Below are 26,350 nucleotides of genomic sequence, written 5' to 3'. Positions count from 1 at the left end.
GGCGTAGCATAGCCAACACTTAAAAAAATGGGTGTCCCAATGTAGCTAGTTTGGGTTTGAGCCAACCACGATATATCAAGAGAATATTCCCAACCCCACCACTACCGCCTCCTGCCCCACACCCGCCACCCCGTCAAAGTCAGCATCAATACAACCCCCGGCAGCCAGACCCAGTAGAGCTCGGAGAGGATCACAGCCTCACCTCGGGCGGTGAGGTACGCCTCCAGCTTGAAGGGGGCGACCCGGATCACCTGCCAGGGGGCGAAGAAACGCTCGTCACGCCACGGCCAGAGCCAGAGCCAGCCAACCCCCTTGCCGCCGGTGGTGAGCGAATCAAGCAGGCTGTGGGAAAGCAGCGACACCAGCAGATACGACCAGACGGTGACGGCACGGGCCCTAAGCTGGTGGTGAAACAGCATGGCCAGCGTGGGCAGGGCAAAGGCGAACAGCAATGAATGGGTAAAGCCGCGGTGGCCAAAGACATGGCCGTAGGCAACCCCCAACTTGAAAGCGAGCACATCGGCATCGGGCAGCATGGCGATGGCAACCCCCGCCAGCAGCAGGCGCGGCGGGATGATCCGGCTGCCAAGCCCCAGTCCAAGGCAGAGAGGGACGGCGGCGTGAGTGACTATGGTGGGCATAGAGTGAAGCTCCAAGTGAAAACATTTGCCTACCTTATCCCCGCTCGGTGAAGTGAAGGTGAAGTTGCGTGCCACCAGCCTTGAGCCCATGACGGGCATTGCCTACAATGACCCACTTTTTATCAAACTCAGGTCTATAAAATGAGCGACAACAAACCAGCCCTGCCCGACCGTCTGGCGGCCAACCCGCGCAGCCCGCACCATGTGGCGGAGTGCTTCGAGCACGAGATCGGCATTCGCGTGAACGGCAAGGAGCGCACCAATGTCGAGGAGTACTGCATCAGCGAAGGTTGGGTAAAGATCCCCTCCCCCAAGGCCAAGGATCGCTATGGCAATGCCATGCTGATCACCGTCAAGGGCACCGTCGAGGCCTTCTACGCCTAAGCCACCTCTCTGGCTGCTGCCACCCTGAACCGGGGAGTGCTGCGATGATTCAAAACACCGGCCTAGCGCCGGTGTTTTGTTTTTCGCTGCTATTGGGTTCATGAATAGCTACCAGGACCCCCTGTTAATCTCTTCAGCTGACACCTATGGCACAATGGCCGCCTCAACGACTGAATTCCTTTTATGACCGAGATGAATCGAAAGACAACAAGGCTGGCCGCCCTCTGCTTTTCCCTGTTTCTCACCCGACTCGGGTTTCACGCCGTTGGCTACGATCACATTGATCACAACACAAACGATCCCTACGGCTTATCGGATTTGATTGAGCTGGCCTTGGCCCTGATCTATCTGGTGAGCTTGGTGCTCTGCCTACTGCATGCGTTTCGGGTGCTGATTCGCCACTGGGATCAAGGGGCTTTGGAGGCCTCTCTACTCCTTGCCCTCTGCACCCTGCAATGGCACAGCTATGACTATCTTCACAATCTGGCCGCCCGCCTGGTCATCCAATAACGTTCCCTTCATTCCACCAGCAGCATCACCAATGGCTTGTCCGACATCTGCTTCATCAGGCCGAGAATCTATCCCCAACAACTTAAAAAGCCCCGTTCTGCCTTGTGGCGAGACGGGGCTTTATCATTTTTTATGATTGAAGAGCCAATCACATTAGCAAGCCTAATGAGCTGACATCCTCTTAGGGCCAGCGTCCCGAGCCTTAGCCCTCGTCTTAGCCCTGTTCTTAGCCAAGTGAAACGAAGATCCCCGCCAAGGTCGCACTCATCAGGTTGGCCAGAGTGGCGGCCAGCACGGCCTTGAGGCCCATGTTCGCCACATCCTGGCGGCGCTCCGGCGCCATGGTACCGATGGAGCCGAGCTGGATGGCGATGGACCCCAGGTTCGCGAAGCCGCACAGGGCGAAGGTGACGATGATCTGGGTGTGGGTGCTCAATCCATCCTTGATGCTGGCAAAGTCCAGGTAGGCGACGAACTCGTTCATGATCACCTTCTGGCCGATAAGCGACCCGGCCGCCATCATCTCGCTGCTCGGCACCCCGATGAGCCAGGCGACGGGGGCGAACAGATAGCCCAGCAGCAGCTGCAAGGAGAGCCCGGGCCAGCCAAACCAGTCACCTACCGCGGCAAAACCGGCGTTCAGCATGGTGATGACGCTGACAAAGGCCAGCAAGATGGTGCCGATGGCCACGGCAATCTTCATGCCCCCCATGGCGCCGCCCGCCAGCGCATCGATGGCGTTGCTGTAGTCGCTCTTGTCCAGGGTGATCTCGTCTTGCTCGCGCACCCGCTCCTGCTCCGGCACCAGCAGTTTCGCCATCAAGAGGCCACCCGGCGCCGCCATAAAGGAGGCGGCGATGAGGTATTTGAGATCCACACCGAGGCCGGCGTAGCCCCCCAGCACCGAGCCCGCCACCGAGGCCATGCCGCAGGTCATCACAGTGAACAGCTCGGAGCGGGTCATGCCCGCCAGGAAGGGGCGGATGAGCAGGGGCGACTCCCCCTGCGAGAGGAAGATGTTGCCGGTGGCCACCAGGGATTCGGCGCGGCTGGTGCCGAGCAGGCGGTGAATGCCGCCCCCCAGCATCCGGATCACCCACTGCATGATGCCGAAGTGATAGAGCACGGCGATGAGCGCACTGATGAAGATCACCAGGGGCAGCACCCGCACCGCGAAGATAAAGCCGTTGCTCGCCAGATCGCCGAACACGAAGCGGATGCCGCTGTCGGCGAAGCCGAGCAGGGCGGAGACGCCGTTGCTCATGGCGCCCAGCATCAGCTGACCGGGGGGGAAGTAGAGCACCAGGGCGGCCAGGCCGACTTGCAGCGCCAGGGCGCCCAGCACGGTGCGCCAGCGGATGGCACGGCGATTTTCACTCGCCAGCCAGGCAATAAACATCAGGGCCAGCATACCGACCAGACTCAACAACAGTGTCATCTTGCACCTATGAAATGAGGAGATTCATACGGCAAGCCTGCAGAGGGCATCGCGCAGGGAGGCGGAAAGCGTGCCGACCCGCGCGACACACGGACCACAAACCTACGGTTCAGTGGCGGGTCCCATCCTGGGGTCATTCACGTTCCGGGTGACGGCGTGTATCAGGTGACGCCAGCCGCGGCAGAGGCGGCGACTGGCAGGTCGGGCGGCGATGCTACAGTGATCGCCGCCACATAAAAAGCGGTAAAACGATTCGCATTGGAAACAAAATTCGGCTCGTTCCAGATTTACCCATCAGCGATGATTTTTCGCCCGCTCGCCAGGCGCGGCAAGGCGGCCCCCGCCAGCACCAGGGTGGCGCCGAGGCAGGCCGACCCCGCCGAGGGCATCACACAGGGCCCTGCTGGCGGGCCTTGGCATCGGCAACATGCCGGACTTCATCGTGGCTGCCGACCTCACCAGCGGTCGGCAGGTGCCCACGCGGCCTGCCTACAGGCTGCCCGAGCACGGCATCTGGTGCCTCTATCCGCGCCGCCGCCACCTGCCTGCCAAGGTAGAGGCCTGGCTCGCGTTTCTCGAGGAGCGGCTCGGCCAGCCCTGAGCTCAGGTTAAGCCCATCTGCGGATAACCGAAGCTGTTCACGTTTTTTTCAGCCACAACAGGTACAATGAGCCATAACCAAGTTCATGTTTTTATTGGAAAAGCCACAAGAGCGCCGAGATGATGCCCTTGCCCAAAGGAAGCCATTGATGAAAAGAACCGCGATCGCCCTGACCCTGGCCAGCCTGTTGGCACTGCCGGCGTTTCTCCCCTCCGTCGCCTCGGCTGCCCCGGTGCGCTCCCTGCAAAAAGAGCAGAATTACGATCAGTACATCAGCAAGCGTCAGGTGGTGGATCAACTGCTGGCGGATGCCCTGCACATCTTCAAGTCGCCGGCCCGGGTCTCTGATGCCGGCTTCACCGCCAAGATGCCGAGCAACATGGAGCAGGTCACCGAGCTCTTGTTGCAGGCCCATCAGCTCGAACCCTATCGCACCGACTTGCTGATCTCGGCGGCCAACGCCCAGATCTACAACGGCAACGTGGACAGGGCCATCGGCCTGTTCGAGCAGGCGCTGGTCGCGGCGCCGGACGATCTGGATCTCAACACCTATCTGGCCACCTGGCAGCGCTTCAAGGGCAACCAGGCCAAGGCCGATGCCTACTTCAAGCGGGTGGGTGAGCTCAATGGCGGGCGCGCCGCCGACTTGCAGCGCATCTTCGACACCGTGGACAGGGTCAACGCCACCCCGCTCAAGGAGCAGCAGGGACGGGGCGAGAAGAAGGGTCGCCGCGCCATCGTCACCCTGGGCTATGCCCTCAACCCGGACGGCAGCATGCACGAGATCCTGCTGGGACGGCTCGAGACCACCCGGGCGCTGGCCCAGGCCAACCCGGCGGCGCTCGTCATCCTGACCGGCGGCGTGCCCCAGAACCGCCAGACCGAGGGCAAGCTGATGGCGGACTGGCTGGTGAAGAAGGGCATCGACCGCTCCCGCATCATCGAGGAGAACTACGCCACCAGCACGGTGGAGAATGCCCTCTACAGCGGCTATGCCCTCGCCCGCCACCAGATTGAATACGCGACCCTGGTGAGCTCCGCCAGCCACGTGCGCCGGGGCCAGACCCTGCTGGAAATCGCCTGCTGGCAGAGCGGTCCGGCCGGGATCCAGATAGACAGCGTCAGCTACCCGGACAAGCCGCTGTCGACCCTGGCCAAGGTGAGCGACGGCGAGCTGCTCGGCATCTACCGCGACGCCCTGCGTACCTATGGCCTGTGGAGCTACCGCTCGGCGCCGCTGATCGAGCGCTGATCGCCAGCCCCCCGATCGCGACAACCCGATAACAGCAGCCCGCCCACCGGCGGGTTGCTGTTTTTCGGCCGCATAGGCCAGCCGTACGCCAGGCCCCTGCCCACTCTCCTCCTCCGTTGTTCCCTCCTGTTGCCACCGCTCTGCGGGCGGCCTGTTCCTTCCCGCCAGAGAACCCGATTGCCAGCGGGCAAATAACCTCTGCACAACTCGGCATATCTGAATTACCTCATTGATTCACCGTTCTTTTTCTAAGAACCATAACTGATGACAGCTGCCTTCTCGTTCCTTCATTCCCCGGATCATTCGGGGAAAGATGAGGCCTCAATCACCCCATGAAGGAACGCATCATGACAGGAAAAGGAAGGTCCCTCTGGCTGGCGGCACTCGCGCTGGTCACCCAATCGGCTCTGGCGGTCGAAGTCACCGTCGCCTACCAAACCTCGGCGGAGCCCGCCAAGGTGGCACAGGCCGACAACAGCTTCGCCAGGGAGAGCGGCGCCAAGGTGGAGTGGCGCAAGTTTGACAGCGGCGCCAGCGTGGTCAGGGCGCTCGCCTCCGGCGACGTGCAGATAGGCAACATCGGCTCCAGCCCGCTGGCGGTGGCCGCCAGCCAGAACGTGCCCATCGAAGTGTTCCTGCTCGCCTCCAAGCTCGGGCAATCCGAGGCGCTGGTGGTGAAGCAAGGACTCGCCAACCCTCAGGATCTGGCAGGCAAGCGCATCGCCGTGCCCTACAGCTCCACCACTCACTACAGCCTGCTGGCGGCACTCAAGCACTGGGGCGTCGATCCGGCCAAGCTGCAGATAGTGAACCTGCAACCTCCGGCCATCATCGCCGCCTGGCAGCGCGGCGACATCGACGGCGCCTATGTCTGGGCCCCGGCCCTCAACCAGCTGACCAAGGAGGGCAAGGTGCTGACCGACTCGGCCCAGGTCGGTGAATGGGGCGCCCCGACCCTGGATGTGTGGGTGGTGCGCAAGGACTTCGCCAAGGCGCACCCTGAGGTGGTACAGGCCTTCGTCAGCAGCACCCTGGCGGCCCAACGCGGCTACCTCGACAATCCGGACGGCTGGCTGGCCCAGCCGGACAACCTCGGCAAGCTGGCAAAACTGAGCGGCGTCCCCGAGGCCGACGTGCCCGGCCTGGTCAAGGGCAACACCTACCTCGACGCCCGCACCCAGAGCGCGGAGATAAACCGCCTGGTGAACCAGACCATCGTCGACACCGCCCGCTTCCTCAAGGCCGAGGGCAAGGTCGCCAATGCCGCCACCGACTACCGCCAGTTCGTGACGGATCGTTTCGTGAAATCCGTGCCCCAATAAGCCACAGGAGACGATCATGCTGCAGCTATCTCATGTGTCCGCCGAGTACGCCGGCAAGAAGGTGCTCGACAACATCAGTCTGAGCCTCCCTGAGGGCGAGTTGATGGTGGTGCTCGGCCCCTCCGGCTGTGGCAAGACCACCCTGCTCAACCTGGTGGCCGGGTTCGAGCCTTGCCAGAGCGGCCAGATCAGCCTGCAGGGCAAAGCGGTGACGGGGCCGGGCGCCGAGCGTGGCGTGGTATTCCAGAGTGAGGGGTTACTCCCCTGGCGCAACGTGCGGGACAACGTGGCCCTTGGCCTGCAACTGGCCGGGGTACCCAGGAGCAGTCGGGATGAACAGGCGCAGGCACTGCTGGCCAGCGTGGGGCTGGAGGGGGCGGGCGATCGCCCCATCTGGCAGCTCTCCGGCGGTCAACGCCAGCGGGTCGGCATCGCCCGCGCTCTGGCCACCCAGCCCCAGCTGTTGCTGCTGGACGAGCCGTTCGGCGCGCTGGACGCCTTCACCCGCGAGCAGATGCAGACCCTGCTGCTGCGCCTGTGGCACCAGGGGCGCCGTCAGGTGCTGCTGATCACCCACGACATCGAGGAGGCGGTGTTTCTGGCAACCGACTTGGTGCTGCTCTCCCCCTCCCCCGGCCGGATCATGGAGCGGCTGACCCTGGAGTTCGGTCGCCGCTTCGCCGCCGGCGAGCCCTGCCGCAGCATCAAGTCCGATCCGGCCTTCATCGAGCGCCGTGAATACGTGCTCGGCCGGGTATTCGAGCAGCGGGAGGCCTTCGCATGAGCATCGCCCTCACCCGTACCGTCCGCGCCTCGAGTCATCGCAAGCACGCCCTGCGTTGGCCGCTGCCAAGGCGGCTGACCCTGAGTCTCGCCACCCTGGCCGCCTTGCTGGCCCTGTGGTGGCTGGTGGCCCGGCTCGGCTGGATAGATCCGCTGTTCCTGCCGCCCCCGGCCCGGGTACTGGCGCAACTCGTCACCATAGCGGGGCCGCAAGGCTTCATGGACGCCACCCTGTGGCAACACCTGGGGGCGAGTCTGGGCCGCATCCTGATCGCCCTGCTGGCCGCTGCGTTCTTCGGGATCGCGGCCGGCATCGCCATGGGGCTGAGCCCCACGGTGCGCGGCATGCTGGATCCGCTGATCGAGCTCTACCGGCCGGTGCCGCCGCTCGCCTACCTGCCGCTCATGGTGATCTGGTTTGGTATCGGCGAGACCGCCAAGGTGCTGCTCATCTATCTGGCCATCTTCGCCCCGGTGGCCATGGCGACCCTGGCGGGAGTGCAGAGCGCCAAACCGGTGCGGCTGCGGGCGGCCCGCGCCCTCGGTGCCTCCAAGGCGCAGGTGCTGTGGCATGTGATCCTGCCCGGCGCCCTGCCCGAGATCCTGACCGGGCTGCGCATCGGCCTCGGGGTCGGTTGGTCGACCCTGGTGGCAGCGGAGCTCATCGCCGCCACCCGGGGCATGGGCTTCATGGTGCAATCGGCCGGTGAGTTTCTGGCCACCGACGTGGTACTGGCAGGCATTCTGGTGATCGCGGTGATCGCCTTCGTATTGGAATTGGGCTTAAGAGCCTTGCAGCGCAGGCTGACGCCTTGGCATGGAGAAGGACAATGAACGACAAGCTGACCATCACACCGCTCGGGCCCCATGGTGCTCATCCAGATCGCCTTCGTACCGGAACCGGGTTGACGCGCATTGCCGCACCGGCTGACGTCCCGACATCCCATGGAGAAATACAATGAACGACAAGCTGAGCATTACCCCGTTGGGGCCCCATATCGGCGCGCAGGTGGCGGGCCTAGAGCTGGCCCAGCCGCTGACCCAACCGCAGTTCGAGCAGCTTCATCGTGCGCTGCTCAAGTACCAAGTGCTGTTCCTGCGGGATCAGCCCATCACCCCGAGACAACAGCGAGCGCTGGCGAATCGCTTCGGGGACTTGCACATCCACCCCGTCTATCCCCACAGCGAGGAGGCCGAGGAGATCATCGTGCTCGACACCCACGACGACAATCCTCCAGACAACGACAACTGGCACACCGACGTGACCTTCATCGAGACGCCGCCGGCGCTGGCCATCCTGGCCGCCAAGCAGCTGCCACCCACCGGCGGAGACACCCTCTGGGCCAGCGGCATAGCCGCGCTGGCGGCCCTCTCCCCGCCCCTGCAGAAGCTGCTGGCGGGACTGGAGGCGGAGCATGACTTCACCAAGTCCTTCCCGGCCCATCGCCACAACGGCAGCGAGATCGATCGTCAGCGCTGGCAGGCGGCCGTGGCCAGCAACCCGCCCCTGCGCCACCCGGTGATCCGCACCCACCCGGTGAGCGGCCGGCAGGCGCTGTTCGTCAACGAAGGCTTCACCACCCGCTTGCCGGACTTGCCCGCCCGGGAGAGCGAGGCACTGCTCAGGTTCCTGTTCGATCACATCACTCGCCCCGAGTTTCAGGTGCGCTGGCGCTGGCAGGAGCACGACATCGCCATCTGGGACAACAGGGTGACCCAGCACTATGCCAACGCCGATTACCTGCCGGCCCGGCGGGTGATGCACAGGGCGACCATCCTGGGAGACAAACCTTTCTGGCGGCCCTGATGATCAGCAATACCGGGCAGGGTCGTGACGCGAGGGATGTATAAAAAAATCCGAGACCCGTCGACGGGTCTCGGATTGTTGTCGCCGATGGATGGGCAATGTCGCCTCGCTGAGCACCGCGGCCATCGCCTGGGTCTATTTCCCCGACGCCGAGGCAGCCGTGCTCCGGGGGATGGGGAGCGAGTCGTCATCCCGTGCACAGCTCTGGATGCCGGCCAGGGAAAACCGCTTGAAATGGGCTACCAATTCCCGGTTGCTCATCCTGTCGGCAAGGCCATGGATGGTGCTGGAGGCGAACTTGCCCGTCATCATCAGCATCATGCACGGGCCTATGATGCTCAGAAAATAGAGCAGGACCCTGGGGTCTTCCTCCGCGATCCCGGTGATCTGGCTGACGATCCGAAGCAACGTCTGGCGTTTGCTCATCCCTTCCGACTGCAGAAAATCATTGAACAGGGGTGAGGGAGAGAGCAGCTCCTGGGTATAGAGCCGTCCGTACCACCCCTCCTGCTCGTTCAACCTGGAGATATTCATCTCAAGCAGCGCCTCCAGTTTCTCTGCAGGCGCCAGGGTGCTCTCTGCCAAGGCGGTCAGCTCGGCACCGTCGAGATAATGCCGATGCGCCTCGGACAACACCTCCAGATAGAGCCCTTCACGTCCGTTGAAGTGGTAGTTGATCGCGGCCAAGTCCACTTCGGCAGCGCTCGCGACCTGCTTGTTCGTCGTCTGGGCATACCCCTGTTTTGCGATCAATGTGCCTGCGGCCTCAAGGATCCTGGCTCGGGTAATAGCGCCATCACTGCGAGATGTTCTGCTCATGGGTCAACCTGTCAAAAATTTCCATAAAATCAAAAACTTCAATACAGATTAAATTTAACTTGAACTTACTTTAAATTCAATTTAAATTTCGCATAGTTTAAATTCAATTTCAATTTACATTGTGACCTGGCAGAGCCGAGCAAAGATGAGCGCATTCATGGCGTTCGCCATGAGCAAGATTGCCATTTCTTACCCTACCCGGAGTGACTGCTTTCATGCCCAACCCCCTTTTGCTCTCTGGCTTGGCCCTGTCCATGCTTGCCGCCCCCGTCTTCGCCGCGAACACCTCCGACCCGGACGTGACCAAGGGTGAGGTGAGCGAGGCCGAACAAGAGGGCAGCGACGCGCCGAAAAAAGAGAAGCCCGCACGCTCCCCCTGGCTGTTCGTGCCGCTCTTGAGCTCCAACCCCAAGCTGGACACGGCAGCGGGCCTGATGGTGGGCTATCTGCATACTTTCGACGAGAAATCCCGTCCGTCGCTGTTCACCGTCTCGGCCAAGTACACCACCTCGGAGTCCCTGATCGCGAGTGCCTTCGCCAAGACTTCATTCGGGGCGGATCACCACCGCATCGTTGGCGGCATCATCTCGGGGGACATCAACAACGACTACGAGGACTACCTCGGCAGCGGTCACGCCCTCGAGACCAACGACAACTTCCGCTCCGCCTTCTTCCGCTACCTCTACCGGGTGGAAGGGGACTGGTTCGTGGGCGGCATGGCGGCCTACTCCAACTACGAGATGACGGGGCGGGACTTCCAGTCCGAACAGGTGCTGGACGAGCTGGGGCTGGAAGGCTTCACCTCGGGAGGCTTGGGGCTGGTGGTGCAACACGATTCCCGAGACAGCGACTTCAGCGCGACCAAGGGCTGGTACCTGAACGTCAATAACCTGGCCTATCGGGAAGAGCTCGGGGGGGAAGAGGACTTTGACATCTATCGAGTCGACTATCGCGGCTACTGGAGCCACGGCGATGGGCACGTACTCGCCTGGCGCAACCGCAACCAGTTCTCCCACGACGCACCGAGCGGCTCCTACTCCCCCATCTACCTGCGCGGTTACACCCCGGGTGAGTACCTGGGGCAGCACATGTCTGCCGTCGAGATCGAAGAACGTTACAAGCTGGCTGAGCGCTGGACCGCAACCGCCTTTGCCGGCGTGGCCTGCCTCTATGGCGACTCGGTAAACGGGGAATCTCTCGACTGTGGTGACAGCGCGAACGTCTATCCGGCCTGGGGGGCTGGCGTGCAGTATCTGCTCAAACCGGAAGAGGGAATCGTCATCAACCTCGAATACGCCATGGGCAAGGACGACAACTCGGGTATCTACCTGAAGATGGGTTACAGCTTCTAAGATCCTTGGCGATATAGCCACCCGACCATCCGGTCGCACAGGATGGACGCTCAGCAATAAAGAGGCCCGCCAATTGGCGGGCCTCTTTTCCTTGTGCAACACCTCAACCACGCAGCTCCAGCACTGTGCTGAAGCCGCCGAAGATCATGCGGGCACCGTCGAACGGCATCTGCGGCAGGAGGGCATTGGCCGGATCCATTCTGGGATCCTGCATTATTTTCTTCATGGCCTCATCCCGGGTGGCCTTGTCCGGCCACTCCACCCAGGAGAAGACCACGGTCTCATCCTCCTTGGCCGCCACCGCGCGATAGAAGTCGGTCTGCTTGCCGTGGGGCACGTCGTCCCCCCAGCACTCCAGCACCCGGGTGGCCCCATATTCGAGGAAGATGGGGTCAATCTGTCTGGCATGCTCGATCATGGCCTGCTTGTTGGCCGTGGGCACGGCGATCACGAATCCATCTACATATGACATGAGACTCTCCTCCTGATTGAGGATCTCAGCATAGCAATGGCCTGGACCCGCCGCCCCCTCCCGGCCTCAGCCCAGTCAGCTGGCGATCAATCGCTCCAGATCGCTACGGCTCAGGTGCTTGGTGTCCACCTTCACGTAGAGTGAGCGCTCTGCGGGAACCAGCAACACGTCGCTCACCCCGTCGCAGGCGCGGATCTTCTGCTCCAGCGCCGGGCTTGCTTCCAGCCCTTCCGGCAGCACGATGCGCAGGCTGCTGACATAGGGCGGCTCCTGCATGGTGAGGCTCACCCCGAGCCAGAGCAGGGCCAGCACGGCGCAGCTGCCAAATACCAGGGGTGCACCGCCCAGGCTATAGAGCAGGCCGCCGAGGCTGCCACCGATGGCGACCCCGATGAACTGGCTGGTGGAGTAGACCCCCATGGCGGTGCCCTTGTAACCCGGAGGCGACTCCTTGCTGATGAGGGACGGCAACAGCGCCTCCATCACGTTGAAACCGATGAAGAAGATTTGCAGCCCGGCGAGCAGGCCCCACAGCTGTAGTCCTGCCTGCCACAGCACCACCTCGGCGATGAGCATCACCAGCACGCAGAACTGGAATACCCGTTTCATCTGGCGGCGCTTCTCGGCGTAGATGATGAAGGGCACCACGCTCACGAAGGCTACCAGCATGGTCACCAGATAGGCCTGCCACTGGCTGTCGCGGGGCAAGCCGGCCTGCTCCAGCAGCGGCGGCAGCGCCACGAAGCTCGACATCAGCAGGGTATGGACGCAGAGGATACCGAGGTTGAGCTTGAGCAGGCGCGGGTTGGCCAGCACGGTGCGGATCCCCCCCTTCACCAGCGCCGACTCACGGTTGAGCAGGTGGCTGGTCGGGGTCGGCACCCACCACAGGGTGATGCCGATGCCGCCGAGCGCCAGCAAGGCGATGAGCCAGAACAGGCCGGACAGTCCCAGTGCGTGGGTGATGATGGGCCCGGTCACCATGGCGATGGCGAAGGTGATGCCAAAGCTCACCCCGATGAAGGCCATCGCCTTGGTGCGGTTCTGCTCACGGGTCAGATCCGAGAGCAGCGCCATGACCGCAGCCGAGATGGCGCCGCTGCCCTGCAGGGCACGACCGACGATGACCCCCCAGATGGAGTCGCTCAGGGCGGCGATGACGCTGCCGATGGCAAACATCAGCAGGCCGCCGATGATGAGGGGCTTCCTGCCGATGCGATCGGAGAGCAGCCCGAACGGGATCTGCAGCAGGGCCTGGGCCATGCCATAGACGCCGATGGCGAGCCCTATCAGCGTCTCGGATGCACCGGCAAGGGACATGCCGTAGGTGGTCAGCACCGGCAGCACCATGAACATGCCGAGCATGCGCAGTGAGAAGACGGAACCGAGCGCCCAGGTTGCCCGGCGTTCGCTCCTCGTCATGGTGAAATCATTCATGATGGCCTCGATAGATTCAGAACAAGAGGGAGAGAAGGAGATGGCAGCCTGCACGGCCTGGCCACAGACACAAAGAGCCCCTGAAACATTCCAAAATGGGGGCGCCCCATAATAACAGAGCCGGGAAGGTTCCCGGCTCTGGATTCTATTGATTTTCCTGTGTCACATCACAGCCTTGCATTTCAGGCCATCAGGGCAGCATGGTCACCAACACCGGCGCTGCGTCCGGCTGGAAGTCCACCGACATCATCACGCTGAGGCAGGTGATGGTGACGATCGAGAACATGAACAGCTTGCGGGCCCAGAGGGAGTCATCCACCGCCTGCTTGTAGCCGGACAACGCCATCCCGAGCCACCAGACGCTCACCGCGGTCGCCACGATCAGATACTTGTAACCGGCGTAACCGCCGAGGAACAGCATCAGGGTCGGCACCATGAAGGCCAGGATGTAGAGGGTGATGTGGTGTTTGGCCACGGAGATCCCCTTCACCACCGGCAACACCGGGATGTTGGCCGCCTGGTAATCCTTGAAGCGGAAGATCGCAATCGCATAGGAGTGCGGCATCTGCCACAGGCTGAAGATCGCCAGCAGGATCAGCGCCCCCGAGTCGAACTGACCGCTCACCGCGCAATAACCGATGACGGGGGGCGCGGCGCCGGAGAGGCTGCCGACCAGGGTGCCATAGACCGAGTGGCGCTTCATGTAGAGGCTGTAAACCCCCACATAAACCAGGAAGCCAAGCACTGCCAGCAAGGCGGCCAACGGATTGGCCGCGAAGTACAGCAGGGCAATGCCCGCAACGCCGAGTGCGCTCGCATACCAGAGCGAGACGCCAGGGGCGATCAGCCCCTTCACCAGGGCGCGGTGCTTGGTGCGCTCCATGATGCAGTCGATGTCCCGGTCGATGTAGTTGTTGAACACACAACCGGAGGCGACCACCAGTGACACCCCCGCCATGGTCAGGATGAACAGGGGAAGATCCAGGCTCCCCTTGGAGGCCAGCAGAAATCCACCGATAACCGAGATGAGGTTACCGAAGATGATGCCCGGCTTGGTCACTTGCAGGTATTGCTTCATCATCACATCAACCCGCTCAGTGAATCATCATGTTGACGTTGAGGTTGTACATGATCCACAGGGAACCCACTACGACTATGGCGATGATGAGCACGGTGAAGACCAGCGCCACCAGGTTCCAGCGCTCCTCGGAGGAGGTATTCATGTGCAGGAAGTAGGCAAGGTGCACGAAGATCTGCACCACCGCCATCCCGACCACGGTGCCGAGCACCACGGCGTGGGAGGCGCTGCCGTCCATCACCATCCAGAACGGGATCGCGGTCAGGATGAGTGACAGCACGAAGCCGATCAGGTAGGACTTGGCGCTGCCGTGGCTGGCGCCGTGATTATCAACCGCATGACTCATTTACATGACCCCCATCAGGTAGACCACGGTGAAGACGCAGATCCACACCACGTCCAGGAAGTGCCAGAACAGGCTCAGGCACATCAGGCGAGTACGGTTGCGCTCGGTCAGCCCCTTCTTGGAGATCAGCACCATCATCACGATGATCCAGATAAGACCGCTGGTCACGTGGATACCGTGGGTACCGACCAGGGTGAAGAAGCCGGACAGGAAGCCACTGCGCTGCGGGCCGAAGCCTTCGGCGATCAGATGGTGGAACTCGTAGATCTCCATGGCGATGAAGCCGGCACCGAACAGGAAGGTCACCAGCAGCCAGCCGTTGACGGCGGCCACCTTGTTCTTGTTCATGGCCAGCATGCCGAAACCGAAGGTGATACTGCTCAACAGCAGCAGCATGGTTTCGGCAAACACGAACGGCAGCTCGAAGATGTCCTTGCCGCTCGGGCCACCGGCGGTGCCGTTGACCAGCACTGCATAGGTTGCGAACAGGGTCGCAAACAGGATGCAGTCGCTCATCAGGTAGATCCAGAAACCGAACACCTTGTTGGCACCGGCATCGTGGTGCCCATGATCCTCATGGGCGCCGTGAATATGATGTAAAACGTCCGTTGCCATAGCGTCAGGCTACCTTGTTGATGTTGTCGAAATGCTGACCTTCGATGCGCTCGATCTCGTCAACCTGTACGTAGTAGTCCACATCGTCGTTGAAGCTGTGGATGATCCAGGTGCCGATCATGCCGACGAAGCCGGCGATGGCCATCCACCAGATGTGCCAGATCATGGCAAAGCCGAACACCACGCTGAAAGCGGCGATGATCACGCCGGCACCGGAGTTCTTCGGCATGTGGATGGGCGCATACTTGGACGGCTGGCGGTAGGCGCTACCGTCTTCCTTGGCTTCCCAGAACGCATCCAGACCCTTGACCTGCGGCTCGATGGCGAAGTTGTAGAACGGCGGCGGCGAGGAAGTCGACCACTCCAGGGTACGGCCACCCCAGGGATCACCGGTCAGATCGCGGTTCTTCTCGCGGTCACGGATACTGACCACGACCTGGATCAGCTGGCACAGGACGCCGATGGCGATCAGGCCGGCGCCACAGGCGGCCACTACCAACCAACCGTGGTATTCGGGGTCGATGCCCTGGCTGACGCGACGGGTCATGCCCATGAAGCCCAGTACGTAGAGCGGCATGAAGGCGACGAAGAAGCCGGTGATCCAGAACCAGAACGCACGCTTGCCCCAGACGTCATCGAGCTTGAAGCCGAACGCCTTCGGGAACCAGTAGGTGATACCGGCGAAGCAACCGAACACCACGCCGCCGATGATGACGTTGTGGAAGTGGGCGATCAGGAACAGGCTGTTGTGCAACACGAAGTTGGCGGCCGGGACCGACAGCAGGACCCCGGTCATGCCACCCACGGTGAAGGTGATGATGAAACCGACGGTCCACAGCATGGGCGAGCTGAACTCGATGCGACCGCGATACATGGTGAACAGCCAGTTGAAGATCTTCACCCCGGTCGGGATGGAGATGATCATGGTGGCGATGCCGAAGAAGGCATTCACGTTGGCGCCCGAGCCCATGGTGAAGAAGTGGTGCAACCAGACCACGAAGGCCAGCACTGTGATGGCCAGGGTGGCCCACACCAGGGAGGTGTAACCGAACAGCTTCTTCTTGCAAAAGGTCGCCACCACTTCGGAGAAGACCCCGAACACCGGCAGCACCAGGATGTACACCTCGGGGTGACCCCAGGCCCAGATCAGGTTCACGTACATCATCATGTTGCCACCCATGTCATTGGTAAAGAAATGGGTACCCAGGTAGCGGTCTGCGGTCAGCAGGGCAATGGTGACGGTGAGGATCGGGAAGGAGGCGATGATCAGGATGTTGGCGCACAGGGCGGTCCAGGTGAACACCGGCAGACGCATCATGGTCATGCCAGGAGTACGCATCTTGATGATGGTGGCAAAGAAGTTGACACCGGTCAGCAGGGTTCCCAGACCCGAGATCTGCAGACTCCAGATCCAGTAATCGACCCCGACTCCCGGACTGAACTCCAGCCCCGACAAGGGCGGATAGGCCAGCCAGCCGGTCTGGGCGAATTCACCGACCCCGAGGGAGACGTTGATCAGCACCACGGCCGCGGCGGTAAACCAGAAGCTCAGGTTGTTGAGGAAGGGGAAGGCGACGTCACGGGCACCGATCTGCAGCGGCACGACGATGTTCATCAGGCCGATCACCAGCGGCATGGCCACGAAGAAGATCATGATGACGCCGTGGGCGGTGAAGATCTGGTCGTAGTGGTGCGGTGGCAATATGCCCTCGCCCCCGGCCGAGGCCATGACCTGCTGGGTACGCATCATCACCGCGTCGGCGAAGCCGCGCAGCAGCATGACCATGCCCAAGATGAGATACATGATGCCGAGGCGCTTGTGATCCACCGAGGTGAACCACTCTTGCCACAGGTATTGCCACTTGCCGTAGTAGGTGATGAGACCGGCGATCGCCAGCCCACCCAGTAAGATACAGGCTATCGTGACCATGATAATGGGTTCATGGTACGGGACAGCCTCGAGTGTTAACTTTCCAAACATCGATTATTCCTCGGATCCTGCTTTCACACTCTTGTCATCCATCGGCATGGCCATGTGCCCGGCATGATCTTCATGTCCGGCCTGTGCCATGTCGCCGTGATCCATCCCTGCCATATCATCCATCTCGTCGCCCTGCTTGGCGGCGGCTTCATGCTTCATGCCCTTGTGATCCGCGGGTTTCATGTCACCCATGAACTTGTTGATCACATTGACGAACAGCTGCGGATCGGCACTGGCGAAATATTCCACCGGGTTGTTCTGGCTCTGTTTGGCCAGGGTATCGAACTCGCCCATGGTGCTCAGCATCTTCGGCGACTGCTTCACCTTGGCAACCCAGGCGTCGAAACCGGCTTGATCCTGGGTGGCGATGGCCTTGAACTTCATGCCGGAGAATCCGGCGCCGCTGTAGCTGCCCGAGATCCCCTTGTACTGGCCCGCCTCGTTGGCGATCAGGTGCAACTTGGTCTGCATGCCCGCCATGGCGTAGATCTGGCCGCCGAGTTGCGGAATGAAGAAGGAGTTCATCACGGTATCCGAGGTCACCCGGAAATTGATGGGGGTATTGATCGGGAAGGCCAGTTCATTGACCGAGGCGATGCCCAGTTCCGGATAGACAAACAGCCACTTCCAGTCGAGGGAAATAACATCGACCTGGATCGGTTTGACATCCGATTCCAGCGGTTTGTAGGGGTCCAGATCGTGGGACGTCTTCCAGGTAATGATCGCCAGAATGACGATAATGATGACGGGAACTGTCCAGACAACGGCCTCAATCTTGGTGGAATGAGACCAATTCGGGGTATATGTGGCGTTGGTATTGGATGCTCTGTATTTACGAGAGAAAACCACCGCCATCACAATCACCGGGATCACCACAATTAACATCAGCCCAAGCGCTGTTAATATCAGTGACCGCTGTTCCAGACCTACTTGCCCTTTAGGGCTCATCAGAGCCATGTCACAACCACTCAGCAAACCAGTGACTGCAATCAACAGCAAAGCACCCAAACCTCTCTTCAAATCACCAGGTCTCATGCCGTGTCCTCACCTTCCGAAGGCGTTGATGTCATAAAAATGCGGCATTTTATTGCATCTGAATGTCATGTGAACAACATGAAAAATTAATCCATCAATTGTGTTTTTTGAGGCTTTTGGCGTGCTACAAATGTTAATGGCTTGACACGCCCGATTTTATCGAAGTCACATGCCGGCAATTCATCTTTCATTAATTACATCCTCATCCATTAACGCTCAATTATTGAGCGATACCTCTGGCGTCTATTATTGTTTTTATAGTCAATATGTGATTTAGCCCCATTTATCACCCTTCATGAGCATTTACCACCGACCACTACCTTGATTTGGATCAGGGTATTTCCGGCTAAAAACAAAAATTAATTAATCAAACATTAGTATGATTAACTCCTAGCGGGGCCCCAATAGGCACCCCACATTCAGCCAAGAAATCGCCAGCTCCCCGTGGCCAGATAAAAAACGGGCCTCCGATAGAGACCCGTTCCGTACCTTGCACGACACAATTTGCAACATTTCCATCCAGTAAAATGCCATCAAGGCAGCGATAACCTCTGCATCAGCGAGGCTTGTGCTCCATTCTGGTGGCGACCGCGATCCGGTTCCAGGCATTGATGGTGACGATCTGCATCAGGCACTGGGCCAGCAGGGTTTCACCGAGTTGCACCAACCCCTGCTGATACGTCGCCTCGCTCAGACCCTGGTCTGCGATCAGGGTCACCTCGTCGGTCAGGGCCAGCACGGCCCGCTCGCGCTCATCGAACAAAGGGGATTCCCGCCAGGCGGCCAGCGCCAGCAGGCGCTGCGGGCTCTCCTGCTGCTGCATCGCCACCTCGGCGTGCATCTCGATGCAGTAGGCGCAGCCGTTGATCATCGAGGCCCGCAGCTTGATGAGCTCCTTGAGGACGGGCGATATGTCGCTCCCGCCGAGATAGGATTCGAGGCCCATCATGGCCTTGATGGCGGCGGGGGCCTGACTGGCGAGCTGGATACGATCTGACATGGCAATACTCCTGAGGTGAGCGCCCCTCTTGGGCGATGACGGCATTGTTCACCTTCCCACTCCTGAATAGAATACCGTCATCATCGGCAACAGTTTTGCATATAACGCAAAGGTATCCTCATGCTGGATCGCATTCGCATCCTGGCCCAGGTGGTGGAGTCCGGCAGCTTCTCCCGTGCCGCCCGCGCCCTCAACCTGGCCCCCTCCTCGGTGACCCGCACCATAGACACGCTGGAGCTGCAGCTGGGAGTACCGCTGTTCAAGCGCAGCACTCGCCAGCTGATGCTGACCGAGCAGGGGGAGTACTTCCTCGCCCGCTCGGTGCGCCTGCTGGAGGAGGCCGATCAGCTGGTGCAATCCCTCCAGCCCCTGCCGGAGGCTCCCCGGGGGCCGCTGCGGGTGTCGGTGTTCGAGAGCTTCGGGGCGGCCTGGCTGGCGCCACGGCTGCCCGGGTTTCTGGCCCGCTACCCCGGGGTGCGGCTCGAGATAGAGCTCGACAACCGATTGGTGGATCTCGACGCCGAGAACGTGGATGTGGCCGTTCGCATCGGGCGCCCGGCCGACAGCGGCCTGCACGCCCGCAAGCTGCTCACCAACCGCACCCTGCTGGTCGCCTCCCCCGGCTATCTGGCACAACATGGCGAGCCCACCCATCCCGATGAACTGGCCGCCCACAACTGCCTGATCCGCGGTCAGGGGCGACAGCGCCAGCACTGGCATTTTCGGCGGGGCACAGAGCGGCGCAAGGTCGCGGTGCAGGGCAACCTCACCTCCGTCGGGGGCACGCCGCTGTTGTGCGCGGCCCAGGCGGGCTGCGGCCTCTTGTTGCTGTCGAGCTGGATGGTGCAGCAAGGACTGGACGACGGCTCCCTGCAATCCGTGCTGCCCGACTGGCAAGCCTCCCCTTATGAGGATCGCCACGATGAGATCTACGCTGTGTTTCGCGGCGGCCGCTTCCTGAAACCCCAGACCCGCGCCTTCATCGACTTTCTGATAGAGGCGATTGCCCCCCTGCAGGAGGCAGCCAGCTGAGCGTGACAGAGGCAAGATGTGGAAATTGGCGAGACTGCTGCGGGGCACCCCGGCCCAGCCCAGCAAGCAAAAGCCGGGCAAGGGCCCGGCTTTTCAGTATTCAGAGGCGGCTAGCGGGGCTTGCGCCCATCCGGCGCGGCAGCGGCCGCACGATAGTCAGCATAGGGAAAGACGTTGCGCAGCCGCTGGGCCACGGGTTCGGGGATGGAGCGGGAGAACACCAGCCTGACGCCATTGCCATCGCGCTGGCCCAGGATGCGGCCCCGCACCGGATCCTGCTGCAGGATCTGTTTGGCCTGGGCCAGGAAGCGTGGCGGGACCGATCCCCGTTTCACCACCAGCTTCCCCGGCTGCAAGCGGATCTCGAACAGAGCGCCGCGCCCCAGCGTCATCAGCCACCAGATCAGGGCGATCGCCACCAGCAAAGATAACCAGGCCATTTGACTCCTCCTTGAACCCTCGTTTGCGCCAGTATAGGCCGCGTCTGCGCCCAATTATTGGGTCGGCATCACGCTTTGCCTACGATGCCGCCAGTCTCAGTGCCCCTTGCCCCAGGCCACCAGCGTCTCGCGATAGAGCGCGAGCAGGGCCTGATCCCGCACCGCTACCCCGACTCGCTGGGCGGGATAGCCGGCCCACTCATCGTGGGGATGGGACTTGCCATCAAATTTTTGCAGGGTATGGCCGATGGCGGGACCATGGTCGATGACCCGCACCGGCCCTTCCCGCAGGGTGAACAGCTCGGGATCGATCACATAGGCGATGGCGGAGGGATCGTGCACATGGCAACCCTCCAGGCCGATCCGCTCGGAATAGAAGCGCAGATAGAAGCGACTCACCTCCCACAGGAAGCGCCCCGGCTCGCCTGCGTCATCACGCAGCGCATCCAGATAGTCGCTGCTGAAGAAGCTCTGCTGGGTCACGTCCAGCCCGATGATCACCACCGGCCAGTTGGCGGTGAACACCGCATCCGCGGCCTCGGGATCGTCGTGGATGTTGGCCTCGGCATAGGGGGTCACATTGCCGCGATGACCGTTGACGCCGAAGGCACCGCCCATCACCACCACCTGCTTCACCAGGCCGGTGATCTCGGGGGCCTGTGCCAGCGCCAGCGCCAAGTTGGTGAGCGGCCCTATGGTCACCAGGGTGATCTCGCCGGGGGCCGCCTTCAGCGCCTCGACGATATATTGCCAGGCTGGGCGGCTGTCCGCGGCGATGCTCACCTCCCCCGCCGTCACGTCCCCAAAACCGGTGGGACCGTGCACCACAGTGGTCGGCCCCACTGGCGCCCGGCGCAGGGGGGCGGCCGCGCCCTGGGCCACGTCGGCCTTCATGCCATATTTCTGCTTGAGCCAGAGCGCGTTGTGGGTGCCATTCTCGATGGTGGCATTGCCAAACACAGTGGTGATGGCGAGCAGATCGATGGCGGGGTGCGCCTCGGCAAACAGTATTGCCATGGCATCGTCGATGCCGGGATCGGTATCCAGAATGATCTTGTGGGTCATGGTGCCTCCATACGACAGAGCTGCCAGTGTAGCGGCCCATCAACCGTTTAACAGCACCGGGATCACAGCCTCGCGGTTTCGTTTGCTCCACCCGCACCGACTGGTGACATTGTGAGCTGCGGTGGTGGCAAAAAAAGCATCGCGGCCACAAAGCGGGCCAGAGTGTCGAAAAAAGTGCCGAAATAGTGGGCAACCGGACGCCGTGGGGCGTGGGCCGCCTTGTGGGCTCGCCCGCAGGATGGTATCACTTGGCCTCTTTGCCCACTCCCACCAGCCGAGGCGCCATAGTGATCACCCTGATTAAAGAGTCTGACCAGCTGAAGATGCCCTGGAAGAACAGGCAGGGCACCACGGCCCAGATCCTCATCACCCCCAAGGGGGCGAGTCTGGACAAGCTCGATTTTGACTACCGACTCAGCTCGGCCCCCATCAAGGCGGCGGGCCCCTTCTCGAAACTCCCCGGTTATCAGCGCATCCTGCTGCCCATCGGTGGCGCCGGTTTCGTGCTCAATGGCCACCCCTACGCCACCTTTGAAGCCGCCCATTTCAGCGGCGACGACGAGACCCACTGCGAGCTGCTGAAGAAAGAGGTGACGGATCTGGGGCTCATCTATGATCCCGAGCGCATCAGCGCCAACGTGCGGGTGCTCAATGTGCCCTTCCCGCTCAGCCTCAGTCTGGAGGCGGACAAGACCTATCTCTGCCATCTGCTGAGCGGTCAGCTCGAGGTTGAGGGTCAAGCCGTCGCGGTCAACGAGACCCTGGTGGTCAGCGGGGAAGAGAGCGTGCGACTGGAGTGTCAGAAGAAGACGACCATCGCCTTCTTTACCCTGCAGCCGCGCGGTTAAACGCTAGCGTTTGGGGGCCCGACCGCCGCTGTCGAGGCAAGCCTGCATACTGTCGTAGGGCTCGTAGTATTTGGTGCGGCTGTAGTAGGTGCCGCCCTTGGGGTGGCAGATGCCGTTGCGGCTCTTCTTGACCGGGGGCTCCGCCGCCAGCGCGATGGCGCACACCAGCATCAAACAGCAGCCGAGCACCCATTTTACTGCTCTCATTCTCTTTCTATCCATTCGGTTTATTGGCGGGCCGCTGGCCCGTTTGCGGCCAATTCTATCTCACCTCCCTCTTCTGCTACCGCCCGTCAGATCATGAAATGGGGCGCTTGCTCCCCGCCCTTTGTCCGCCGGCATCCAACCCCGTACGGCAACCAATAAATAAAGCCGGGAGAACCCGGCTTTTTTCATGACAAGCCGAATGGCTTAGCCGATCTTGAAGCTGCCCTTCATCATGGCGAAGTGGCCGGGGAAGGAGCAGAAGAAGGTGAGATCCTTGCCGGCAAGGCCATCGGTCTTGAAGGACACGCTGGTGCTCTCGCCACCGCCCACCAGCTTGGTATGGGCCAGGATACGCGTGTCATCCTTGGGCAGGTAGTCGTGATCGGCGCCGGCGCTCATGCCGGCCGTGGCGACGGCCTGATAGTCGGCGGTGTTCGCCAGCACCCAGTTGTGGCCCATGGCGGTCACCGGCATCTTGCCGGTGTGATTGAGGGTGATGGTCACCTCTTTGCAGGTGGCGGGGACGCTCATCTCTTTCAGGTTGTACTGCATGGCGTCATTGCCCTCGATGACCAATGCACACTCATCGGCCAGTGCCGGGGCGGCCAGGGCACTCAGAAACAGCAGGGTAATTAGCTTCTTCATCATCTTCTCCTTTGATTGGCAATGAATGGCAACACGCTTGCCTGCATACTCGCACCGGCGATGGGCAAAGATGCTGTCATAATCGATCTTCATCATTGTACTGAACTGTCGTCATTCGACTATGGCTTTTGCTCAAAGCTGCGGACCAAGTCACCTGTTTGAACCCGGGCCCATTCAACTTTGGAACAGATCTGGCTGGTCAACACTCTGAACCGCTTAATTATTTCCACCGCCCGCACCGGCGGGAGACTCGTCAGCCCAGGCCCCCTTGGCTAAGCTGCCGGTCTGTCAAATATTGTCCTGCGAGAATCCCTGATGCGCTTTGTTTCCCAAGTCCCAGCCCCTGTTTCTCTGCGCGGCCTGCTGCTGGCCCTGACGCTGCTGCTCGGCGCCTGTCAGCCTGCGCCGCCGTCCCTGACGCGCATTCAGGGCAACACCATGGGTACCTACTACGTGGTGACGGTGAATGACGCCTTCCCCGGCGGCAAGGAAGCGTTGCAACGGGAGCTCGATACCCTGCTGGCACGGATGAACCAGGAGATCTCCACCTATGATCCGGGCTCCCTCATCTCCCGCTTCAACCAGGGAACGGGCAAGGAGCCCATGCGCATTCCGCCAGCCATGGCCAGGATAGTGCAGCAGGGCATAGACGCGGGTCACCTCACCAAGGGCAAGCTGGACGTGACCGTGGGCCCCCTGGTCAATCTGTGGGGCTTTGGGCCGGACAAGCGCCCGGTCAAGCGGCCCACCGACGAGCAGATCGCCAAGGCCCGCCAGCGGGTGGGCATCGACAAGCTGGCGCTGACCCGGCAAGGGGAACAGTTCCTGCTCGGCAAGGCCATTCCGGACCTCTATCTGGATCTCTCCACTCTGGGCGAGGGGGCCGCCGCCGACGAGATAGCCGCCCTGCTCGAGCGCAAGGGGGTCAACAACTACCTCATCGAGGTGGCGGGCGCGGTACGCAGCAAGGGCCATAACAGTCAGGGCAACCGCTGGCGAGTGGCCATCGTCGAGCCCTCTGACAACCCGGGCGCCATCGAAGACGTCGTTGTCCCCAACGGCATGGCGCTCAGCACCGCCGGCAGCTATCGCAACTATTACGAGCTGGATGGCCGGCGCTATTCCCACATCATCGACCCTGCCAGCGGCGCCCCCGTGACCCACAAGCTGGTCTCCGCCAGCGTCTTGACCCCGACCGCGCTGGAAGCCGACGCCCTCGATACCGCCCTCATGGTGATGGGGCCCGAACAGGCGATGGCGTTTGCCAACCGCCATCACCTCGCCGCCTATCTCATCGTCAAGACGGCGCAGGGCTTCGAGAGTCGGTATACCCCCCAGTTCGCCCCCTATTTGCAACAGAAGAAGCCTTGAGCGGACATCTTCAAGCAGGGAGAACGCCGGGCACGGCGACCGGGTCAAGATGATCGATCGCCGATTTGGGAGGGAAAGCGCGGGGCAATTGCGCCATCGGATTGCCTGCCTGCGGACTTTGGTGGCACACTTCATTCACCCGCCCGTAGCGCCCTGACCCAAGACAGATGCAGACACCGGATCCCGAGCCAGAGAAGAAAGCCCAACCCAAGCCCAGGCGCATCCTGCTGGTCAATGAACAGCGCTCCTTCCAGATGATGATGAAGGCCATGCTGATCAACATCGGCATCAACCGCATCACCTACATCAACTCGGCCGAAGAGGCGCGGCGTCGCTGCCAGAAAGAGACCTTCGACATCTACCTGCTCGACTATGAGCTGGGGGCCGGTGAAAACGGTCGCCAGTTGCTGGAGAGCCTGCGCAACCAGCAACTGATCCCGCCCCAGAGCGTGGTGATCATGGTCAGCAGCGACAGCTCGAGGGCCATGGTGCTGAGCGCCCTCGAGGCCGAGCCCGACGAATACCTGATGAAGCCCTTCTCCCAGGAGCAGTTCTCGTTTCGCTTGAAGCGAGCCCTCGCCCGCCGCCAGACGCTGGAGAGCGTGTTCATCGCCCTCACCCAGAACGATCTGCCGGCGCTCATCGCCGCCTGCGCCACCCAGGCCGATACGGTGCCGCGCTTCGCCAATTTCTGCCGCTGCCTGCAGGCCGACACCCAGCTCAAGCTCGGCCAGGCCAGGGAGGCGCGCAGCCTGATGCGCCAGCTGCTGGCCGGGCAGGAGAACAGCTGGGCCAGATTGACCCTCGGCAAGGCCTGCCACACCCTGGCGCTCTATGACGAGGCGGTGAGCCACCTGCAGGCGACCCTCAAGAACACCCCGCTGATGGTGGAGGCCCACCTCTGGCTGGCGGAATCCCAGCTGGCCCTCGGCAAGGATGAACTCGCCCAGCAGGAACTGCGGCGGGCAGTGGACATCTCCCCCCAGTCGGTGCAACTCTCCCGCCGCCTGGCGGAGGTCTGCCTGCTGCGTCACGACTACGGCCAGGCCAAGGATGTGTTGTTGTCTCTCATCGACCTGTCGCGCAACTCCATCCACCGCACGCCGCACTATCTGGGGGCCTACATTCAGACCCTCACCCTCTATGCCCTCAACAGCAACGACGGCTACCACATCGCCAACCTGCAAAAGCAGGTGAACTCGGCCCTGTCACGCATTCGCGATTCGCTGATGATGGCGGAGTTCAACTACCCGGTGTTCGAGCAGATCTGCCAGGCCCGGGTGCAGATAGCGCTCGGCGAGCTGCTCAAGGGAAAGAAAATGCTCTATCGCGCGAACCAGAACTGGCTTGATCAACCGGCGACCATGCCTCCCGCCCTGCTGGGGGAGACCATACTGGCGCTTTATCAGCTCGGCGAGTTCGAATACGCCGAGAGCCTGCAGGCGCTCCTGGCAGAAGATGAGGATCGGCTGCTGACCACCTGCATCCAGGTGACCCGCGACGATAAAACCGTGCAGGAGCGTCGTCAGCGCTACCAGCAGCTCAACGATCTGGGCATCAAGGCCTATCAGGGCGGGGAGCTGGAGCAGGCTCTCGGTCACTTCCGGGAGGCGCTGCGGCGGGCACCGGCCAACACCGGGGCGGCGCTCAACAAGATCCAGGTGCTGCTGCAACTGATGCAGAAGAACCGCAAGAGCCCGGAATTTGGCGCCGAGTGCAAGGAGACCCTGGACGTGCTGGAAGGCATCCCCCTGAATCCCGCCCAGCAGGATCGCTTTCGCAAGCTGCGGCAGGAATTTAACCAGTTCAGCTAGCCAGCTGAGCCCATGCCTCACCTATGCTGATACCAATTCAGCGAGGAAGGGGCGA

General features: G+C 61.7%; 28 protein-coding genes. 13 read left to right on the top strand and 15 right to left on the bottom strand.

The annotated features are described in order from the left end of the window. Nucleotides 1–101: 101 nt before the first annotated feature. Nucleotides 102–641, bottom strand: a complete 540-nt coding sequence (locus ACZ9IL_RS02830; RefSeq protein WP_476002136.1) for a metal-dependent hydrolase — start codon at nucleotides 639–641, stop codon at nucleotides 102–104. 141 nt (nucleotides 642–782) lie between these two features. Between ACZ9IL_RS02830 and ACZ9IL_RS02825 the strand changes: the two genes are divergently transcribed. Together ACZ9IL_RS02825 and ACZ9IL_RS02820 are read left to right on the top strand one after the other, a co-directional pair. Then, nucleotides 783–1,025, top strand: a complete 243-nt coding sequence (locus ACZ9IL_RS02825) for a DUF3297 family protein (RefSeq protein ID WP_161648224.1) — start codon at nucleotides 783–785, stop codon at nucleotides 1,023–1,025. Nucleotides 1,026–1,208: 183 nt separating this feature from the next. Then, the gene (locus ACZ9IL_RS02820) at nucleotides 1,209–1,535 is read left to right on the top strand and encodes a hypothetical protein (protein ID WP_476002134.1); all 327 of its coding nucleotides are present in this window, start codon (nucleotides 1,209–1,211) and stop codon (nucleotides 1,533–1,535) included. A 226-nt stretch (nucleotides 1,536–1,761) separates the two neighbouring features. On the opposite strand, the gene ACZ9IL_RS02815 is transcribed toward ACZ9IL_RS02820, so the two are convergent. Then, complete coding sequence (locus ACZ9IL_RS02815; RefSeq protein WP_476002133.1) at nucleotides 1,762–2,973, bottom strand: NupC/NupG family nucleoside CNT transporter; 1,212 nt, start codon at nucleotides 2,971–2,973, stop codon at nucleotides 1,762–1,764. 400 nt (nucleotides 2,974–3,373) lie between these two features. On the opposite strand from ACZ9IL_RS02815, the gene ACZ9IL_RS02810 reads away from it, so the two are divergent. The 6 genes from ACZ9IL_RS02810 (at nucleotide 3,374) to tauD (ending at nucleotide 8,738) form a co-directional block, all read left to right on the top strand. Further along, nucleotides 3,374–3,574 carry a LysR substrate-binding domain-containing protein gene (locus ACZ9IL_RS02810; protein ID WP_476005294.1) on the top strand — a complete coding sequence of 67 codons (201 nt, stop codon included), beginning with the start codon at nucleotides 3,374–3,376 and terminating at the stop codon, nucleotides 3,572–3,574. A gap of 148 nt (nucleotides 3,575–3,722) precedes the next feature. Further along, entirely contained in the window at nucleotides 3,723–4,826 is a 1,104-nt protein-coding gene (locus ACZ9IL_RS02805) for an ElyC/SanA/YdcF family protein (RefSeq protein ID WP_476002132.1), read from the top strand. Between the two features lie 347 nt (nucleotides 4,827–5,173). Then, nucleotides 5,174–6,148: a taurine ABC transporter substrate-binding protein gene (gene tauA / locus ACZ9IL_RS02800; protein WP_476002131.1), complete on the top strand. Its 975-nt coding sequence runs from the start codon at nucleotides 5,174–5,176 to the stop codon at nucleotides 6,146–6,148. A gap of 16 nt (nucleotides 6,149–6,164) precedes the next feature. Further along, complete coding sequence (gene tauB / locus ACZ9IL_RS02795) at nucleotides 6,165–6,932, top strand: taurine ABC transporter ATP-binding subunit (RefSeq protein WP_476002130.1); 768 nt, start codon at nucleotides 6,165–6,167, stop codon at nucleotides 6,930–6,932. Further along, nucleotides 6,929–7,765, top strand: coding sequence for a taurine ABC transporter permease TauC (gene tauC / locus ACZ9IL_RS02790; protein WP_476002129.1), 837 nt, complete (start codon nucleotides 6,929–6,931; stop codon nucleotides 7,763–7,765). The genes tauB and tauC overlap by 4 nt, the downstream gene beginning before the upstream one ends. Before the next feature lie 124 nt (nucleotides 7,766–7,889). After that, entirely contained in the window at nucleotides 7,890–8,738 is an 849-nt protein-coding gene (tauD, locus tag ACZ9IL_RS02785; RefSeq protein WP_476002128.1) for a taurine dioxygenase, read from the top strand. A 135-nt stretch (nucleotides 8,739–8,873) separates the two neighbouring features. Here tauD and ACZ9IL_RS02780 read toward each other — a convergent pair whose 3' ends face one another. Beyond that, entirely contained in the window at nucleotides 8,874–9,557 is a 684-nt protein-coding gene (locus ACZ9IL_RS02780) for a TetR/AcrR family transcriptional regulator (RefSeq protein ID WP_476002127.1), read from the bottom strand. A 215-nt stretch (nucleotides 9,558–9,772) separates the two neighbouring features. On the opposite strand from ACZ9IL_RS02780, the gene ACZ9IL_RS02775 reads away from it, so the two are divergent. Further along, nucleotides 9,773–10,909, top strand: a complete 1,137-nt coding sequence (locus ACZ9IL_RS02775; protein WP_476002126.1) for a hypothetical protein — start codon at nucleotides 9,773–9,775, stop codon at nucleotides 10,907–10,909. A gap of 103 nt (nucleotides 10,910–11,012) precedes the next feature. Here the strand turns inward: ACZ9IL_RS02775 and ACZ9IL_RS02770 are convergent, their stop codons facing one another. From ACZ9IL_RS02770 to ACZ9IL_RS02735, 8 genes are all read right to left on the bottom strand, one after another. Then, on the bottom strand, nucleotides 11,013–11,381 hold the full coding sequence (locus ACZ9IL_RS02770; protein WP_476002125.1) for a DUF1428 domain-containing protein: 369 nt from the start codon (nucleotides 11,379–11,381) through the stop codon (nucleotides 11,013–11,015). Nucleotides 11,382–11,456: 75 nt separating this feature from the next. Further along, on the bottom strand, nucleotides 11,457–12,818 hold the full coding sequence (locus ACZ9IL_RS02765) for an MFS transporter (RefSeq protein WP_476002124.1): 1,362 nt from the start codon (nucleotides 12,816–12,818) through the stop codon (nucleotides 11,457–11,459). Between the two features lie 190 nt (nucleotides 12,819–13,008). Next, a complete protein-coding gene (gene cyoE, locus ACZ9IL_RS02760) occupies nucleotides 13,009–13,902 on the bottom strand; it encodes a heme o synthase (RefSeq protein WP_476002123.1) in 894 nt (297 codons plus the stop codon). 10 nt (nucleotides 13,903–13,912) lie between these two features. Further along, nucleotides 13,913–14,242, bottom strand: a complete 330-nt coding sequence (locus ACZ9IL_RS02755; RefSeq protein ID WP_476002122.1) for a cytochrome o ubiquinol oxidase subunit IV — start codon at nucleotides 14,240–14,242, stop codon at nucleotides 13,913–13,915. Next, nucleotides 14,243–14,857, bottom strand: a complete 615-nt coding sequence (locus tag ACZ9IL_RS02750) for a cytochrome o ubiquinol oxidase subunit III (protein WP_476002121.1) — start codon at nucleotides 14,855–14,857, stop codon at nucleotides 14,243–14,245. 4 nt (nucleotides 14,858–14,861) lie between these two features. Continuing rightward, complete coding sequence (cyoB, locus tag ACZ9IL_RS02745) at nucleotides 14,862–16,838, bottom strand: cytochrome o ubiquinol oxidase subunit I (protein WP_476002120.1); 1,977 nt, start codon at nucleotides 16,836–16,838, stop codon at nucleotides 14,862–14,864. Nucleotides 16,839–16,841: 3 nt separating this feature from the next. After that, nucleotides 16,842–17,873 carry a cytochrome o ubiquinol oxidase subunit II gene (gene cyoA, locus ACZ9IL_RS02740; RefSeq protein WP_476002119.1) on the bottom strand — a complete coding sequence of 344 codons (1,032 nt, stop codon included), beginning with the start codon at nucleotides 17,871–17,873 and terminating at the stop codon, nucleotides 16,842–16,844. Nucleotides 17,874–18,429: 556 nt separating this feature from the next. After that, nucleotides 18,430–18,873: a carboxymuconolactone decarboxylase family protein gene (locus tag ACZ9IL_RS02735; RefSeq protein ID WP_476002118.1), complete on the bottom strand. Its 444-nt coding sequence runs from the start codon at nucleotides 18,871–18,873 to the stop codon at nucleotides 18,430–18,432. A 120-nt stretch (nucleotides 18,874–18,993) separates the two neighbouring features. Between ACZ9IL_RS02735 and ACZ9IL_RS02730 the strand changes: the two genes are divergently transcribed. Beyond that, the gene (locus ACZ9IL_RS02730; protein WP_476002117.1) at nucleotides 18,994–19,905 is read left to right on the top strand and encodes a LysR family transcriptional regulator; all 912 of its coding nucleotides are present in this window, start codon (nucleotides 18,994–18,996) and stop codon (nucleotides 19,903–19,905) included. 110 nt (nucleotides 19,906–20,015) lie between these two features. Here the strand turns inward: ACZ9IL_RS02730 and ACZ9IL_RS02725 are convergent, their stop codons facing one another. Together ACZ9IL_RS02725 and ACZ9IL_RS02720 are read right to left on the bottom strand one after the other, a co-directional pair. Continuing rightward, complete coding sequence (locus tag ACZ9IL_RS02725; RefSeq protein ID WP_476002116.1) at nucleotides 20,016–20,345, bottom strand: DUF3634 family protein; 330 nt, start codon at nucleotides 20,343–20,345, stop codon at nucleotides 20,016–20,018. Between the two features lie 96 nt (nucleotides 20,346–20,441). After that, a complete protein-coding gene (locus ACZ9IL_RS02720; RefSeq protein WP_476002115.1) occupies nucleotides 20,442–21,410 on the bottom strand; it encodes a nucleoside hydrolase in 969 nt (322 codons plus the stop codon). 287 nt (nucleotides 21,411–21,697) lie between these two features. On the opposite strand from ACZ9IL_RS02720, the gene ACZ9IL_RS02715 reads away from it, so the two are divergent. After that, nucleotides 21,698–22,258 (top strand): HutD family protein, encoded by a 561-nt coding sequence (locus tag ACZ9IL_RS02715; protein WP_476002114.1) that lies wholly within the window; start codon nucleotides 21,698–21,700, stop codon nucleotides 22,256–22,258. A gap of 3 nt (nucleotides 22,259–22,261) precedes the next feature. Here the strand turns inward: ACZ9IL_RS02715 and ACZ9IL_RS02710 are convergent, their stop codons facing one another. Further along, on the bottom strand, nucleotides 22,262–22,465 hold the full coding sequence (locus tag ACZ9IL_RS02710) for a hypothetical protein (protein ID WP_476002113.1): 204 nt from the start codon (nucleotides 22,463–22,465) through the stop codon (nucleotides 22,262–22,264). Between the two features lie 204 nt (nucleotides 22,466–22,669). Beyond that, a complete protein-coding gene (gene azu, locus ACZ9IL_RS02705; RefSeq protein ID WP_476002112.1) occupies nucleotides 22,670–23,110 on the bottom strand; it encodes an azurin in 441 nt (146 codons plus the stop codon). Nucleotides 23,111–23,425: 315 nt separating this feature from the next. Here azu and ACZ9IL_RS02700 point away from each other — a divergent pair, with 315 nt between their 5' ends. Together ACZ9IL_RS02700 and ACZ9IL_RS02695 are read left to right on the top strand one after the other, a co-directional pair. After that, complete coding sequence (locus ACZ9IL_RS02700; RefSeq protein ID WP_476002111.1) at nucleotides 23,426–24,481, top strand: FAD:protein FMN transferase; 1,056 nt, start codon at nucleotides 23,426–23,428, stop codon at nucleotides 24,479–24,481. Between the two features lie 167 nt (nucleotides 24,482–24,648). After that, on the top strand, nucleotides 24,649–26,295 hold the full coding sequence (locus tag ACZ9IL_RS02695) for a response regulator (RefSeq protein ID WP_476002110.1): 1,647 nt from the start codon (nucleotides 24,649–24,651) through the stop codon (nucleotides 26,293–26,295). Nucleotides 26,296–26,350: the final 55 nt, after the last annotated feature.

Source organism: Aeromonas sp. TECH754, from assembly GCF_056279295.1.
Note: the sequence above shows the minus strand (reverse complement) of the source record. Positions and strands in the feature narration are given on the sequence as shown.

Coding starts and splice junctions, on each gene's coding strand:
- ACZ9IL_RS02830 (WP_476002136.1), bottom strand. CDS start 641: ATGCCCACCATAGTCACTCACGCCGCCGTCCCTCTCTGCCTTGGACTG.
- ACZ9IL_RS02825 (WP_161648224.1), top strand. CDS start 783: ATGAGCGACAACAAACCAGCCCTGCCCGACCGTCTGGCGGCCAACCCG.
- ACZ9IL_RS02820 (WP_476002134.1), top strand. CDS start 1,209: ATGACCGAGATGAATCGAAAGACAACAAGGCTGGCCGCCCTCTGCTTT.
- ACZ9IL_RS02815 (WP_476002133.1), bottom strand. CDS start 2,973: ATGACACTGTTGTTGAGTCTGGTCGGTATGCTGGCCCTGATGTTTATT.
- ACZ9IL_RS02805 (WP_476002132.1), top strand. CDS start 3,723: ATGAAAAGAACCGCGATCGCCCTGACCCTGGCCAGCCTGTTGGCACTG.
- tauA (WP_476002131.1), top strand. CDS start 5,174: ATGACAGGAAAAGGAAGGTCCCTCTGGCTGGCGGCACTCGCGCTGGTC.
- tauB (WP_476002130.1), top strand. CDS start 6,165: ATGCTGCAGCTATCTCATGTGTCCGCCGAGTACGCCGGCAAGAAGGTG.
- tauC (WP_476002129.1), top strand. CDS start 6,929: ATGAGCATCGCCCTCACCCGTACCGTCCGCGCCTCGAGTCATCGCAAG.
- tauD (WP_476002128.1), top strand. CDS start 7,890: ATGAACGACAAGCTGAGCATTACCCCGTTGGGGCCCCATATCGGCGCG.
- ACZ9IL_RS02780 (WP_476002127.1), bottom strand. CDS start 9,557: ATGAGCAGAACATCTCGCAGTGATGGCGCTATTACCCGAGCCAGGATC.
- ACZ9IL_RS02775 (WP_476002126.1), top strand. CDS start 9,773: ATGCCCAACCCCCTTTTGCTCTCTGGCTTGGCCCTGTCCATGCTTGCC.
- ACZ9IL_RS02770 (WP_476002125.1), bottom strand. CDS start 11,381: ATGTCATATGTAGATGGATTCGTGATCGCCGTGCCCACGGCCAACAAG.
- ACZ9IL_RS02765 (WP_476002124.1), bottom strand. CDS start 12,818: ATGAATGATTTCACCATGACGAGGAGCGAACGCCGGGCAACCTGGGCG.
- ACZ9IL_RS02755 (WP_476002122.1), bottom strand. CDS start 14,242: ATGAGTCATGCGGTTGATAATCACGGCGCCAGCCACGGCAGCGCCAAG.
- ACZ9IL_RS02750 (WP_476002121.1), bottom strand. CDS start 14,857: ATGGCAACGGACGTTTTACATCATATTCACGGCGCCCATGAGGATCAT.
- cyoB (WP_476002120.1), bottom strand. CDS start 16,838: ATGTTTGGAAAGTTAACACTCGAGGCTGTCCCGTACCATGAACCCATT.
- cyoA (WP_476002119.1), bottom strand. CDS start 17,873: ATGAGACCTGGTGATTTGAAGAGAGGTTTGGGTGCTTTGCTGTTGATT.
- ACZ9IL_RS02735 (WP_476002118.1), bottom strand. CDS start 18,873: ATGTCAGATCGTATCCAGCTCGCCAGTCAGGCCCCCGCCGCCATCAAG.
- ACZ9IL_RS02730 (WP_476002117.1), top strand. CDS start 18,994: ATGCTGGATCGCATTCGCATCCTGGCCCAGGTGGTGGAGTCCGGCAGC.
- ACZ9IL_RS02725 (WP_476002116.1), bottom strand. CDS start 20,345: ATGGCCTGGTTATCTTTGCTGGTGGCGATCGCCCTGATCTGGTGGCTG.
- ACZ9IL_RS02720 (WP_476002115.1), bottom strand. CDS start 21,410: ATGACCCACAAGATCATTCTGGATACCGATCCCGGCATCGACGATGCC.
- ACZ9IL_RS02710 (WP_476002113.1), bottom strand. CDS start 22,465: ATGAGAGCAGTAAAATGGGTGCTCGGCTGCTGTTTGATGCTGGTGTGC.
- azu (WP_476002112.1), bottom strand. CDS start 23,110: ATGAAGAAGCTAATTACCCTGCTGTTTCTGAGTGCCCTGGCCGCCCCG.
- ACZ9IL_RS02700 (WP_476002111.1), top strand. CDS start 23,426: ATGCGCTTTGTTTCCCAAGTCCCAGCCCCTGTTTCTCTGCGCGGCCTG.
- ACZ9IL_RS02695 (WP_476002110.1), top strand. CDS start 24,649: ATGCAGACACCGGATCCCGAGCCAGAGAAGAAAGCCCAACCCAAGCCC.